The sequence below is a fragment of the Candidatus Cardinium hertigii genome (assembly GCF_003176915.1).
GTDB classification, from domain to species: Bacteria; Bacteroidota; Bacteroidia; order Cytophagales; family Amoebophilaceae; genus Cardinium; species Cardinium hertigii_A.
The window spans coordinates 695,027-708,578 of the sequence record NZ_CP029619.1 but is presented as its reverse complement, the minus strand read 5'-3'; the positions used below and the strand labels follow the sequence as shown (position 1 = coordinate 708,578).

General features: G+C 38.6%; 13 protein-coding genes. 9 read left to right on the top strand and 4 right to left on the bottom strand.

Features of this window, described 5'->3' with window-relative positions; translation table 11 throughout:
* Positions 1 to 157 precede the first annotated feature (157 nt).
* From DK880_RS02865 to recA, 4 genes are all read right to left on the bottom strand, one after another.
* Positions 158 to 1,129 carry an Rpn family recombination-promoting nuclease/putative transposase gene (locus DK880_RS02865; protein WP_109997312.1) on the bottom strand — a complete coding sequence of 324 codons (972 nt, stop codon included), beginning with the start codon at positions 1,127 to 1,129 and terminating at the stop codon, positions 158 to 160.
* Between the two features lie 142 nt (positions 1,130 to 1,271).
* Complete coding sequence (locus tag DK880_RS05205; RefSeq protein WP_162534140.1) at positions 1,272 to 1,445, bottom strand: hypothetical protein; 174 nt, start codon at positions 1,443 to 1,445, stop codon at positions 1,272 to 1,274.
* Positions 1,446 to 2,426: 981 nt separating this feature from the next.
* Positions 2,427 to 2,978, bottom strand: coding sequence for an HD domain-containing protein (locus DK880_RS02860; RefSeq protein ID WP_109997311.1), 552 nt, complete (start codon positions 2,976 to 2,978; stop codon positions 2,427 to 2,429).
* Between the two features lie 344 nt (positions 2,979 to 3,322).
* Positions 3,323 to 4,327 (bottom strand): recombinase RecA, encoded by a 1,005-nt coding sequence (gene recA / locus DK880_RS02855; protein WP_109997310.1) that lies wholly within the window; start codon positions 4,325 to 4,327, stop codon positions 3,323 to 3,325.
* 325 nt (positions 4,328 to 4,652) lie between these two features.
* On the opposite strand from recA, the gene DK880_RS02850 reads away from it, so the two are divergent.
* The 9 genes from DK880_RS02850 (at position 4,653) to rplU (ending at position 13,543) form a co-directional block, all read left to right on the top strand.
* Positions 4,653 to 6,926: a BamA/TamA family outer membrane protein gene (locus DK880_RS02850; RefSeq protein ID WP_162534139.1), complete on the top strand. Its 2,274-nt coding sequence runs from the start codon at positions 4,653 to 4,655 to the stop codon at positions 6,924 to 6,926.
* A gap of 140 nt (positions 6,927 to 7,066) precedes the next feature.
* Positions 7,067 to 7,213 (top strand): hypothetical protein, encoded by a 147-nt coding sequence (locus DK880_RS05450; RefSeq protein ID WP_204082245.1) that lies wholly within the window; start codon positions 7,067 to 7,069, stop codon positions 7,211 to 7,213.
* 608 nt (positions 7,214 to 7,821) lie between these two features.
* The gene (locus tag DK880_RS02840; RefSeq protein ID WP_109997307.1) at positions 7,822 to 9,375 is read left to right on the top strand and encodes an Rne/Rng family ribonuclease; all 1,554 of its coding nucleotides are present in this window, start codon (positions 7,822 to 7,824) and stop codon (positions 9,373 to 9,375) included.
* 27 nt (positions 9,376 to 9,402) lie between these two features.
* Positions 9,403 to 9,609 carry a 50S ribosomal protein L32 gene (rpmF, locus tag DK880_RS02835; RefSeq protein ID WP_109997306.1) on the top strand — a complete coding sequence of 69 codons (207 nt, stop codon included), beginning with the start codon at positions 9,403 to 9,405 and terminating at the stop codon, positions 9,607 to 9,609.
* 12 nt (positions 9,610 to 9,621) lie between these two features.
* Positions 9,622 to 10,626 carry a beta-ketoacyl-ACP synthase III gene (locus tag DK880_RS02830; RefSeq protein ID WP_109997305.1) on the top strand — a complete coding sequence of 335 codons (1,005 nt, stop codon included), beginning with the start codon at positions 9,622 to 9,624 and terminating at the stop codon, positions 10,624 to 10,626.
* An 11-nt stretch (positions 10,627 to 10,637) separates the two neighbouring features.
* Positions 10,638 to 11,213, top strand: coding sequence for an elongation factor P (gene efp / locus DK880_RS02825; protein WP_109997304.1), 576 nt, complete (start codon positions 10,638 to 10,640; stop codon positions 11,211 to 11,213).
* Positions 11,214 to 11,215: 2 nt separating this feature from the next.
* Positions 11,216 to 11,704: an acetyl-CoA carboxylase biotin carboxyl carrier protein gene (gene accB, locus DK880_RS02820; RefSeq protein ID WP_109997303.1), complete on the top strand. Its 489-nt coding sequence runs from the start codon at positions 11,216 to 11,218 to the stop codon at positions 11,702 to 11,704.
* A gap of 42 nt (positions 11,705 to 11,746) precedes the next feature.
* Positions 11,747 to 13,102: an acetyl-CoA carboxylase biotin carboxylase subunit gene (gene accC / locus DK880_RS02815; RefSeq protein WP_109997302.1), complete on the top strand. Its 1,356-nt coding sequence runs from the start codon at positions 11,747 to 11,749 to the stop codon at positions 13,100 to 13,102.
* A 126-nt stretch (positions 13,103 to 13,228) separates the two neighbouring features.
* Positions 13,229 to 13,543, top strand: coding sequence for a 50S ribosomal protein L21 (gene rplU / locus DK880_RS02810; protein WP_109997301.1), 315 nt, complete (start codon positions 13,229 to 13,231; stop codon positions 13,541 to 13,543).
* The last annotated feature ends 9 nt before the right edge of the window (positions 13,544 to 13,552 follow it).

Genomic DNA, 13,552 nt, shown 5'->3' with positions numbered 1-13,552 from the left:
AGAAAAAATTATACTATCGATCTGCCACTATCTCCTAAGATACCTTGCAAGTAATTAACCGATCATTTACCATCGGATTGTATAGGACCAATAGGGTGGTTCAATATAGCAAATTAATAGGATCTCATTGTAATGCAGTATGCAAGGTAGCATCTCTTTAGACCGTAGACAAGTTACGGTCTAATAATTGAAGGGAAGCAATACAAGCCGTATCAAGTCCAGTAATTTGGGCAATAAAAGAGACCTCAACACCATTCGCTAGCATGGCTTTAGCTATTTCAAGGTTCCTTTCCATTTTACCTTTTTCCATGCCTTTCTCCATGCCTTTCTCCATGCCTTGCATTACCCCCTGCTGTCTACCTTCCTCAATGTATTTTTGTGCAATGGTTCTCATAATCGTAGCTGTTTCTTCTTTAGATAAATGGCTCGAGATGACCCGTTCTAATTCCGCCTGTTTTTCTTCCGGTAACTTAGCGTCGCTATACCATACCAAAGCCTTTATACAAATATAACCTTTTTCTTTATCTACTAAGAGGGCGTGTTGGCAGTGTGTAAATAGGTTTTCCCATAATTTGAGAATATCGCGTTTATGGATGTGTTTGAGCAGGTATTCAAACATAGCCAAATGTTTCTTTTGTAAGATAGCATCATCTGACATGCTTTGTAAATCAATCAGTTGATACTCTTCCCCCATTAATTTTTGGGCTTGTTCAGGGTTGCTAAACAATTGCCATATATTCCTGGGTGCATGGTATGGTTTAGAGCCGTGGTAAATTACAATGGGACATATTAAGGGCAACTTATCTTTATTTTTCCTATTGCGTTCACATAACAAAAGCATGTACTTCCATAAGCGCAATGCCATCCAATGATCTGAGGTAACTTGTGCCTCAATTAATACATAGACAAAAGCTTTTTCTTGATTTTTAGTTTTAACGGAATAGAGGAGATCGGTTAGTTTTCTTTTAAGGTCATCTTCAACAAAAGATTCTTTTTCTATGGTGATCTGACTTAAATCAACAAGCGCTTTAAAGTCAGCTGGTAAATAGTGTTCTAGGAATTCCTGTGCAGCTAGTTGATCCGTTAAGATCTTTTTGATTAAAGCATCATGCTTTAGATGGCTGGTCATACTGTCTTATGGTTTAAACGTAAGTAGGTCATATACCCTTATAGTTTCTAATACAGAAAGATTCTCCATAAATGGACCCATCCGAAATGCGAGTGGGTTAATGATCCATAAATTAATAACACTAAGCTAGCCCACTACCGTTTCAAGCAGTTGCTAGTAATGTTTCCCCCCGTTTCTCCGTAGCAAAGTGCTTATTTCCTACTGCATATTCTTCTCGTAAAGTATTTACTTTTCTACTGTAATAGAGTCCTACTACTAAGGTCAATAGCAGAAAATCAGCTACGCTTACAAGGGGCAGATTATTGCATAGTGTCATTATGATGAGAGATTAATGGATTGTTCGTAACGATACAACTACAACCTGTTATAACATATAGCAGCTGTATACAACCATGGCTAAGTATAAGCATACAAAGCTATAAAACCAAATACTTTACATTTATGTATTAAAATTGTTTATATAACTTTGCTAGATAATACACAATCATTATTTAGATAGCACACAGATAGTGCTGTTATACGCTATAATGGAACAGCAACAATAGGAAACATAAGAAACATATGTAAATCTTAACCCTTACTTAGTTGTCCCTGAAGTATTTATTGCGCAATAGGTTTACTTTTTTCTCAGATTCAAATGGTAATTTAGATTCTATTTTAACTGACCATTGTATGGGTATAATCGTTTTGGAAGAAAGATTCTTAGATATATAACAGGAATTTATACTGATTATGTGATAAAATATATTTCAATAGACTTTACAGATTTTGCCTAGAATGCACTTTAAACGTTAACTTAAATTAATTATTTATCTTGATTTAGGTTATTTCATGCTATTTCTGTGGAAATCCAACCAAAAGGGCAGTTAAATTTAGCAGATAGCACAGCGATTCAACCTAAATGCAAGCATACAAAGAAGGGTTGGTTCTAGCAGTCGGTACCACAAAAGCCTCTAGCCATGATAGGAATCATGTATAGGTTTTGTTGGCTAAAGTAGCCCTGCAATCAGGCAGTGCCCTATAACATCAAAAATTAAACCAAATAAGCATAGAAAGATAGAAAAAATTATACTATCGATCTGCCACAACGGTCTCAAACTATCCCTTTTGTTTCTTACATGCTGTTTAAATAGCTATGCTGTAGCAGCTGCAGCAATACAGATAAACTACAGGAGTTGTTGACTTGTTATGGTAGGTTACGTAACAATTGCAATAGATCCTTAATAGGTATTGTATGGCATTAAGTAGACAACTTCCTATTTTATTGCGTAGTATACGCAAGTAGTTATAGAGGGATTTAGCCTTTATTCCATTTGTATTTCCAGTGTGCGGCTTTGCCATACTCTGCTATATCGTCCATGCGTTGGGTACGTATTTGGACTTCCAGTTTCCCATGCTCATGGGATTCAAAGATGAGATGCAGCGATTCGTAGCCATTCTCTTTGGGCGTGCTCACCCAATCTCTCATGATGGTATGCACAGGCTTATATAAGGTAGTCAGGACAGATAAAATTTTCCAGCAAATGATTTTTTCTTCTTGTAAAGAAGCAGGACCTATGTCTTGTATGATAACTCTAATAGCAAATAGATCATGTACTTGGTTAAAGTTTACCTTCAATTTTTGAATTTTACGCCAAATAGAGTAAATGGATTTAACTCGTTTTTTTATTATGAAAGAAATGTTATGTTTTTGTAAGGCACTATTCACTTCTTCTGCAATGAGATCTAATTTTTTTTGGAGCTGGTAGGGAGTTATACCAATTTTACGGGTAATAGTGTGGTAGCTATGGGCATCGGTATGCTTTAGCCAAAGGTCGGCTAGTCTGGTTTGAATGGCATCTAATCGCATGTTAACCTTACTTAAAAATTAAGCGCAAATAGGACCCCCCTATTATGTTGAACACTTAATTTAGGGAATTTATAGCTAAATAGCAAATAAGAGTAAGTTTCACTTGTGTAGCATGTGCTGCCTATGCGTACGTTTCTATGCCTAGCATGCATTAGCTGACTGCTATTTTCAGCCTACCTATGGTAACTGCTAGGATAAAATGTTGCTTTAGCACGATCTATTTATCCTATAAAAGCATAAAAGGATTTATGCTTTTATATAGGATAATTAATTGATTTTATAAAGTTATATCCTTAGAAATCAAGGGAGTATGCTCCGTTCTATTACGATAGGCTGCTTTTCTTTTATTCAGCAGGGGCAGCAATTTTTGCTCGGATGCTTCTTTCTATTTTAGCAATAAGTTCTGGGTTTCCTTGTAGTACTTCTTTACTACTCTCTCTCCCTTGTGCTAGCTTGTTCTCCTCATAGGAGAACCAGGAACCTGCCTTTTTAATAAGGCCTAGTTCTACTCCAATATCAAGAAGTTCTCCAATTTTAGAAATACCTTCCCCATAGATAATATCAAATTCAACTACTCTAAAGGGAGGCGCTACTTTATTTTTTACAATTTTTACCCTCGTACGTTTACCGGCTATACTTCCGTCACTCTCTTTCAAAGAAGTTATACTACGTATATCTAATCGAACAGAAGCGTAAAACTTTAGTGCATTACCCCCCGTAGTAATTTCTGGATTGCCAAATAGTACGCCAATTTTTTCTCTTAATTGATTAATAAAAATGCACGCACAACCTGTTTTATTAATGGTTCCAGTAAGCTTACGCAGCGCTTGAGACATAAGGCGGGCTTGTAATCCCATTTTGCTATCCCCCATATCCCCTTCTAATTCACTACGTGGTACTAAGGCAGCCACAGAATCAATAACTAGGATATCTATGCTGCTGGAACGAATGAGGTGCTCCGCTATTTCTAATGCCTGCTCCCCATCATCGGGTTGTGCGATCAATAGATTCTCTGTATCTATACCCAAACGTTCCGCATAACTTTTGTCGAAAGCATGCTCTGCGTCAATAAAAGCAGCAAATCCTCCTTTTTTTTGCGCTTCCGCAATGCAGTGCATGGATAAGGTTGTCTTACCAGAAGATTCAGGGCCATAGATCTCAATGATCCTTCCGCGCGGTATTCCCCCTACACCTAATGCTAGGTCTAGACCTAAAGAGCCTGTAGAAATAACAGGGATGGACATCACCTGGTTGTCGCTTAGTTTCATAACTACCCCACGGCCATATGTTTTTTCAAGTTTATCAATAGTCGCTTGTAATGCTTTTAATTTTTCTATATGGTCACTCATGGTTTAGCTGACAAATTAATAGTAACTTAATGCGTGGGGAAAAATATCCCCCAGGAAAGTGAAATAAGTGAAAGCTATTCTATCCCACTTGGTGTAATATTGCAATTTTAAAAGCAATATAACAAATAAAGTATATGTATTTATGTTTGCTTTAGAAAAACGATAAACTGGAGCGTGTATCATTCCACTTACTATGCTTGATGATTGCCCTATACAATATCCCTTTTGCTGGATAAGAGAAAAACTTGCGTTTGTATTTGTATTTCTGTTGTGTCTAAGCTGGTATAGTAGCTTTTTTCCATTACATGCTGGTTTAGAATTACAATTGAAAAAAGAATTGATTGTAGGCGTGAATAGTTTCCATAAAAAAGAATTAAAAAAGCATGCCGTTCGCCCGTTGCATACTACTTTTTTAGGTATGCCTATTCGAAAATGGCTTTATCAGTTGGGAGCAAAGCAGTTTGCTCCTGATAAAATTAAAAAAGATATCCATGCTATTAGGAATCTATATGCCGCTAAGTTGTCCCATACGGTAGAAGAAAAAGAAAGAGAAAAACTACGGACTAAACGGGATAAGTTAATCCATGCTAAGGAAATGGTGTATGCGCAAGGGAATTGGTTCATGCGTAAGGGAGAAAAACCCGTGGAGTATGATCCTGTGTATGTAAAGGAAAATGAAAAAATTTTTTTAAATTATTTTTATTCCATAGGTTATTTAGATGCTGAGGTTTCAAGCCAAACGGTTACCCAAAAAGGGAAGGTAGTTGTTACTTACTACATTAAACAAAATAAATTGTATAGAATCACTTCTATAGAAGTGCAAACGCCGCATAAAGAGATTCAAACCCTACTTTCCCAACGCATTCAAACAAGCTTCTTGCAAAAAGGCCATTCCTATCAATATCAAAATTTAGTGAAAGAGCAGGAGCGTATCATAACCTTACTATCCAATGAAGGTTATTTTGCTTGCAATGAAAAGCATGTTTCCTTTGAAGCAAAAGTATTTCATGAAGATGCTACGATTTCCCTTACCATTCTAATAGAGGGGGAAAAAGGGGACATCCCTCACCTAAAAAAAACAAAAGTAGCAACTGTTGTAGTAGATTTTGAGAATCAGTACGATAGAGAAAATAAAACAGCTATGCGTACCGTATGGTTTCAAAATGTGGAATGTAGGATGCGCTCACATACGTATGCTTTGCCAGCGTTAATGCGTAAAATTGCTATTAGACCAGGAGATTGGTATAGTAAAAGAAAAATAATAGAGACCTATGAACGGTTACATGATCTTGCCTTATTTGAATCTATTACCATACTGCCTAAGTTAGAGGCAGACCAGTTGGTGGTGCATATACAGGTGAGGCCTTATGAAAAAGTAAAATGCCAACTGGAGTTGGGGGGGGAATGTATTAATTTAAACGTAAAACGCTTGCGTCCTACTATTAAAATAGCACCTACCATAAGGCCTTTATGGGGAGGACTAGGGATGGCATGCGTAGAAGCTAGTATGGGTTTAGGAGAACGACAGGAAAACACACAAGAAAGCACACAAGCATACCCTTTCTATAGGTATATGTTTTACCAATTGCGTTATAAATTTATGACATCGCGTTTTGTGTGCTATCTCCCGGAGCATATCATTCGTTTATTAGAAGATTTCTCACCGAAAACTACCCTTGACATAGGCTATAGCTTTTTTAGAAGGCCCGTTTGTAATAGACATAAGATAGAGGCAACGTTTGCTTATGGTTGGTGTAGCCGTTCTAAGCATATTAACTTTCAAATGGTACCTTGTGGTATTATAGCTGATTTTAAAAATAAAAAGAGTGAGCATACGGAGGTTAATAGAGGAGATCCGTGGCAAACGCCACCTGCTTTTTTAACAACTATGGAAGCGGTGTGTAAAATAGAACCTCTACCTTCTGTTTATGTGCCTCTGCTAAGCAATTATAAGAAATGGATGCTTTCTCTCGGCATAGAGGGGGGAGGGTTATATGAACATATTTTTCCTATTATAAAAAATTTTTTATCCAATAAATTTCAGTATTGTCAATACGTTAAGTTTGATGTAACATACCGGCATGCTTGGCAGCTGACGCAGGATACCACTTTTGTTTGTCAAACTAAATGGGGTGCTATTATGGCTTGTGGGGCTACTGCTAAGGAGGCCAAGGAAGTCTATGCAGAAAAGCAGTACACTGTAGGGGGGCATGGGAGCGTGCGCGCTTGGGATACGCAGATGATTGGGCCAGGGAGGTATGAAGTAAATAAAAAAAACCATCCACAAAAAGGCGATTTGCTTTTACTAGGCAATATAGAGTTGCGCCAAAAATGGATAGGCTATCTGGAGGGAGCTCTTTTTTTAGATATAGGCAATACCTGGAAGTTAGCCAGCCATGCCTTACCAATAATGAAATTTAATTGGAATAAATTTTATAAGGAGTTAGCAGTAGGAGGTGGTGTGGGATTGCGCTTGAACTTCTATGATACGTTTGTACTCTGTGGAGATATAGCCATCCCCTTTTGTAACCCTTCTGGTAATAAGAATGCAAATGGTCCACCGTTTAATTTTAATTTAAGTATTGATTATCCTTTTTAAAAATTAAAAAATATATAGGTGTGGGAGACAATGTTTACCTTTGATGGGTTAGATAGCTAACCTGTAGCGGGTTTATACACAGCGTGCTACACCCCTTGCCTTTAAGGACAACTACCTTAGTTAAACAAACTATAGCATATATGATAGAACTTAGATTAGAATTTGATGAAGTGAATAGGATTATTAAAGCTTTATCTGAACGTCCTTTTCGGGAAGTTTATGAATTAATAGGAAAAATCCATCTTCAATCTAGTAATCAACTAAAAAAGAAGGAGCTAGATAAGTAATCGATCCGCTTCACTGTCTAATAGGGAGTGAGATATGGTTAATTCAGATAAAAACACTAAATTAGAGGGGATGCCGGAGGCTTATTTATAGACTTTAATCTGTGTAGGATGTATGCAATACGTTGCTATATAGCTGTGCCAAGAGTAAATCTCCTAAGCGCTAGACAATAGGATATCTTTCACGAGGTCTGCTTGTTTATCCTACTATACAAGTAGAGGGAGTGCCCTATACATAAGGGTAGTATTGTATTTATTTTTTTAAATTTACGAAATCTGAGTAAAATGCCTTGTGGTAGAAAAAGGAAAAGACAAAAGGTAGCTACACATAAGCGTAAAAAGCGCCTTAGGTTAAACAGACATAAAAAGAAAAACAGGTAGGTGCTTCATCACACCAATTATAGGCAAGAGGAAGAAGGAAGAGACTTTTAGGGTCTAGAGGTTTAGGAATAAAATGAAAACAAGTGGGTCTGCTGTGTTAGGGGAGGCAATCTATTGGTTTTAAAAAGGCTGTATAACATCTACTTAGCCTACCTTATTCATATATATGCTTCAATAGGCTACTAGCTGTTTCCTCTGTTTCTTCTATGAGAACATAAACAAATGAGCAGGTGGGTAATGAATTACTAATTAATAGTGCGAATAATAATTGTAGAATAGCCTTGCTGAAGGAGGGGAAGCTTTTTGAATATCATGTAGAAAGGGAGGATAATAAGTTCACGGTCGGTGATATTTACCTTGGTGTTGTTAAAAAAGTAGTGCCCAGTTTGAATGCTAGTTTTGTAGAAGTAGGGTATAAGAAGGATGCTTTTTTACATTATTTAGATCTTGGTTCCCAATTCAATTCTTTGCAGAAGGCTATTGGGATGGTTAGAAACCAGAAGGGTAGTATAGGGAATCTGAATGATTTTATAGTGGAGCCATCCATAGACAAATTGGGTAAGATTGGGGATCTTCTTACGAAAGACCAGGAGATATTGGTTCAAATAGTAAAAGAGCCTATTTCCAACAAAGGGCCACGCATATCATCTGAGCTAACGTTACCGGGTCGCTATATGATTGTAACTCCTTTTGTGGATAGCATTGGCATTTCTAAGAAAATTATTAATGCAGAGGAGCGGGATCGGTTGCATCGGTTAATTGCCTCTATTAAGCCCAAAAATTTGGGTGTTATTGTACGCACAGTGGCTGAGGGTATTGATGTAGCTACCTTAGATAGAGATTTAAGGGATCTGATCCATAAATGGGAGCAAGGGATGGCGCAGCTTGCCACAGCGCTTCCTGGAAAAAAAATTATAGGAGAGGTTAATAGGGCGTGCACGCTTTTGCGTGATATGCTCAACGAATCTTTTGATGCTATCGTAGTAGATGACAAAGCGTTATACACGGATATAAAACAGTATGTACGCACGATTGCTCCAGATAAAGAAAAGATCATTAAGTACCATCAAGGTAAAATCAAACTTTTTGAGCAAGCGGGTGTGGAGCGGCAATTAAAAACGCTTTTTGGAAAAACCGTTAGTGTAGAGGGTGGTGGCTATTTGGTCATTGAGCATACCGAAGCAATGCATGTCATTGATGTCAACAGCGGTAACAGATCTGTAGAAGAAGAAGGACAGGCTAAAATGGCTTTAAATGTTAATCTATCAGCTGCACAAGAAATTGTTCGACAGTTGCGTTTGCGTGACATGGGTGGGATTATTGTAATCGATTTTATCGATATTAAAGACCCAGAAGACCGCAAATTACTTTACCAAAAGGTGAAAGAACTATTGAAAGAGGATCGGGCCAAAGCTTCTGTTTTACCTTTATCCAAATTTAGCGTTATGCAAATTACGCGGCAAAGGGTGCGCCCAGAGATGAATGTGGTCACAAAGGAGCTCTGTCCTTCCTGTAAGGGAACAGGCAAGATCGGTGCCTCGCTATTGGTAGCAGAAAAAATCGAGGAAGATTTACATCTTGTGCTTGAAAACCAAAATGAAAAGCATATAAAAATTGTACTTCATCCCTATTTGTATGCTTTTTTTACAAAAAATATTTTCTCTAAGCGACTTGGATGGTTCCTAAAGTATGGGAAATGGATTACCTTAGTAGAGGATTCGTCCATGGCGGTGACAGAATATGTTTTTTTAAATGAAAATCAAGAAGAAATAGAATTTATTTAATAGGTTAAGTAAGTAATTAGGTAAAATATGGCACATCCAAAAAAGAGGACATCTGCTGCGCGCAGGGACAAGCGGAGGACGCATGTTAAGCGGGCTATGCCTGCATTAATAGCTTGTCCTACTACTGGTGTGGTACACAGGTCTCATTGCGCATTTTGGTATGAGAGTAAGCTCTACTATAAGGGTCGTATCGTAATAAATAAAGAAAAAGAAGTTTCATCTGAATCTGTTTGATAGGTAGCCATTATGAAGCGTGCTGTTATTGTAGGGGTGTATGGCCATGTACCAGACTATGTATTGACCAATAAAGAGCTCGAGCAGCTAGTGGCTACCAGTGACCAGTGGATTACTACGCGGACTGGTATTCAAGAGCGGCGTATCCTCAAAGAGGCAAACGCCGCTACTTCTTCAATGGCTATAAAAGCTGTGGAGGGCTTGTTGCAAAAAACAGCTACTGATCCAACAGATATAGATTTATTGGTATGTGCTACGATTACGCCAGATGTAGTAACACCTGCTACCGCTAATATTATTGCGCATGCTGTCGGAGCAACGAATGCTTTTAGTTATGATTTGCAGGCTGCCTGTTCTGGGTTTCTCTATGCATTGGATGCGGCAGCGCAGTATATCGTTACGGGAAGAGTTAAAAAAGCAATTGTGGTAGGTGCGGATAAAATGTCTGCTATTACAAATTATAGCGATCGAGCAACGTGTATTCTTTTTGGGGATGGAGCAGGTGCTGTATTGGTTACTGCACGGGATGAAGCGGAGGGTCATGGTATTGTAGATACGCTATGCAAAGCAGATGGAGCTGGTCAAGATTTGCTTTATGTGCAGGCAGGCGGTAGCAGGTGCCCTGCCTCCTATGAAACCGTACGAGCCCAAGCACATTACATCTACCAACAAGGTCAAAGCGTCTTTAAAGTAGCGGTTACCTTTATGGCTCAATCCGTTTTAGAGATTATGAAACGGAATGAGCTTACGGCGGAAGCCATTGCCTACCTGGTTCCGCACCAGGCTAATAAACGTATTTTGCAGCTGGTAGCGGAGCGGACAATGATCCCCATGGAAAAAGTTATGCTAAATGTACATAAATTTGGCAATACTACCGCAGCTACTATCCCACTTTGTTTGTGGGATTATGAACAAAACTTAAAGAAAGGGGATAAGTTAGTTTTAACCACCTTTGGGGGAGGCTTTACGTGGGGTGCTATGTATATGATTTGGGGTTATGATGCTGCTTCGCAATAAATTTACCGATTATGGCCAATACAAGTGATATTAAGAATGGGCTTTGTATCCTATTGCAGAATGATATTTATAGTGTAGTAGAGTTCCTTCATGTAAAACCAGGGAAGGGAGCTGCCTTTGTGAGAACCAAGTTAAGGAGTTTAACAAAAGATAGATTAGTGGATCATACTTTTAATGCAGGTGCAAAAATACAGGTGGTACGTATCGAGAGGCGTCCCTATCAATTTTTATATAAAGATTACGCGGGTTATACTTTTATGCATACGGCAACATTTGAACAGCTAACCATTGAACCTATATTAATCAATGCACCGCAATTCTTAAAAGAAGGGCAGCAAGTAGAGATGCTCTATTATGAAGATGAAAATAAGGTATTGCGTTGTGAGTTACCCTCCTCTGTTTTATTAAGGGTTACCTATACAGAATCAGGGATTAAAGGGGATACGGCTACTAAAGTATTCAAACCTGCTACGCTAGAAACAGCTATAGAAATTAAAGTTCCTTTATTTATTAATGAGGGAGATTTATTGAAAATAGATACCCGTACAGGGCTCTATATGGAACGTATCAATGAACAGGGACATTAAGTATGAAGACAACGGAAATTCAGGATCTTATTAATTGTATTGCAAAATCTGGACTAGAAGAAGTCCAGATTGAAATGGAGGGCGTAAGGTTACATATCAAGCGTTATGCCGCTGTAACACCAGAAGGAACAGCAGATCATTCCCCTCCTCCAGCTGTATCCTTTTCCCCTTCACACCAAGTTGAGCCCTCCGTTACAGTTGAATCCCCCGTTACAGTTGAGCCCTCCGTTACAGGGGAGGAATCCAGCCGTTATATAAAGATATGTGCGCCCCTAGTTGGTACCTTTTATCGTTCTTCTACGCCAGAGGTTGCGCCTTTCGTACAGGAGGGTGATGCGCTTACAAAAGGTAAGAAGGTATGCATTATAGAAGCTATGAAACTTTATAATGAAATAGAGGCAGATGTTACAGGTAAAATTGTCAAAATTTTAGTGGAGGATGCTTCTCCTGTAGAATATGATCAACCATTATTTTTGATAGACCCTTCTTAATCAGCTGTACTTATATAGATTGTATTTTACTCCTATTCTGTTATGTTTCAAAAGATATTAATTGCCAACCGGGGAGAAATTGCATTAAGTATCATTCGGGTATGTAAGGAGATGGGGATTAAGACTGTTGCGGTTTATTCTACAGCTGATAGGGATAGTCTTCCTGTTCGCTTTGCAGATGAAGCGGTTTGTATTGGTCCCCCTTCCAGTAATCTATCCTACCTAGCTATTCCATCCATTATAGCAGCTGCTGAAGTAACCAATTCAGCAGCTATCCATCCAGGTTATGGGTTTTTATCTGAAAATGCACATTTTGCAGCTATTTGCGAAGAGTATGGTATTAAATTTATAGGTCCTTCTGCTCAGGCAATCCGTAAAATGGGGGATAAAGTAGCTGCAAGAGCAACCATGCGTCAGGCTGGTATTCCAACGCTTCCTGGTTCTGATGCTCTATTGCAATCAGTTGAGGAGGGGATAGCGTTAGCTCATGCAATAGGGTTTCCTGTGCTACTCAAGGCAACGGCAGGAGGAGGAGGCAAAGGCATTAAATTGGTTGTCACACCAGAAATGTTTCAGCAGAAATGGGAAGAAGCCAGAAAAGAAGCGATAACTTTTTGTGGTCAAGAAGGTCTCTATTTAGAAAAATACCTAGAAGAACCGCGTCATATCGAAATCCAAGTAGCTGTTGATCGGTATGGAAAAGTCATGCAGCTATTTGAACGGGATTGTTCGACGCAGCGTAGACATCAGAAATTAGTAGAAGAAGCACCTTCTCCCTTTATGACAGCGGCATTGCGTACAGCAATGACTGATGCGGCTCTAAAAGGCGTTGCTTCTATAGGCTATGAAGGGGTAGGCACAATAGAATTTCTGGTGGATAAGGATCGAAATTTTTATTTTATGGAAATGAATACCCGTATTCAAGTAGAGTACCCAGTAACAGAGGCCGTTACCAACTGTAACCTATTGCGGATGCAAATAGAGCTGGCTGCTGGTCAGCCTTTGCAGGAACAGGCAGCTTCCCCCAAAGGACACGCTATAGAAGTCCGCATTAATGCAGAAGATCCTTTTAATGATTTTCGGCCTTCCCCAGGTAAGATTACCCATGTGCATTTTCCTGGTGGGCAAGGGGTAATTATTTCAAGCCATATTTATGCGGGGTATGTGGTACCGCCTCATTATGATTCCCTTCTTGCCAAAATTATTGTACGAGCAGATAATAGAATGGCTGCTGTGGCACGTATGAAACGCGTCTTAGAGGAGCTGGTGATAGAAGGCATTTGCACCAATGTGCCTTTTTATCTGGCATTATTAGAGCAACCCTCTTTTCAACAAGGCGCCATTACCACCTCTTATTTAAACGATTTTGATTTCTCACTGTTAAAAAAATCAGAGTAAGGTAAGATAGGATAAGTTTTTTTATTTTTGTAAAAAGAATTAGATTTAGAGTCTATCCTAGTATGCCCTTTGCATCCTACAAATACAAAAGGGTTTGTTGTTTTAAGTTTTAAGAAATACACAATAATGTATGCGATTATAGAAGTAGGTGGTAAGCAATTTAAAGCCTTTGAAAATCAGCAGTTATATATTCCAAAACTGGCGGATGAGGTGGGAACTTCTTGTACACTGGGTAAAGTCTTATTGTTAGACGATGCGCAGGGCAATGTAAGGATGGGGAATCCTATTGTGGAAGGGGTAACCGTTAAGGCTAAGGTTTTGGGTCATGACAGAGGCGATAAGATTATCGTTTTTAAGAAAAAGAGGCGCAAGGGCTATAAAGTTAAGCGAGGGCATCGTCAGGATTATACTCAAATTATCATTGAGTCTATTTTGAAATAATTTTATAAA

Excerpts from the sequence above, each read along its gene's own strand:
- DK880_RS02865 (WP_109997312.1), bottom strand. The coding sequence starts at position 1,129 with ATGACCAGCCATCTAAAGCATGATGCTTTAATCAAAAAGATCTTAACG.
- DK880_RS05205 (WP_162534140.1), bottom strand. The coding sequence starts at position 1,445 with ATGACACTATGCAATAATCTGCCCCTTGTAAGCGTAGCTGATTTTCTG.
- DK880_RS02860 (WP_109997311.1), bottom strand. The coding sequence starts at position 2,978 with ATGCGATTAGATGCCATTCAAACCAGACTAGCCGACCTTTGGCTAAAG.
- recA (WP_109997310.1), bottom strand. The coding sequence starts at position 4,327 with ATGAGTGACCATATAGAAAAATTAAAAGCATTACAAGCGACTATTGAT.
- DK880_RS05450 (WP_204082245.1), top strand. The coding sequence starts at position 7,067 with ATGATAGAACTTAGATTAGAATTTGATGAAGTGAATAGGATTATTAAA.
- rpmF (WP_109997306.1), top strand. The coding sequence starts at position 9,403 with ATGGCACATCCAAAAAAGAGGACATCTGCTGCGCGCAGGGACAAGCGG.
- DK880_RS02830 (WP_109997305.1), top strand. The coding sequence starts at position 9,622 with ATGAAGCGTGCTGTTATTGTAGGGGTGTATGGCCATGTACCAGACTAT.
- efp (WP_109997304.1), top strand. The coding sequence starts at position 10,638 with ATGGCCAATACAAGTGATATTAAGAATGGGCTTTGTATCCTATTGCAG.
- accB (WP_109997303.1), top strand. The coding sequence starts at position 11,216 with ATGAAGACAACGGAAATTCAGGATCTTATTAATTGTATTGCAAAATCT.
- accC (WP_109997302.1), top strand. The coding sequence starts at position 11,747 with ATGTTTCAAAAGATATTAATTGCCAACCGGGGAGAAATTGCATTAAGT.
- rplU (WP_109997301.1), top strand. The coding sequence starts at position 13,229 with ATGTATGCGATTATAGAAGTAGGTGGTAAGCAATTTAAAGCCTTTGAA.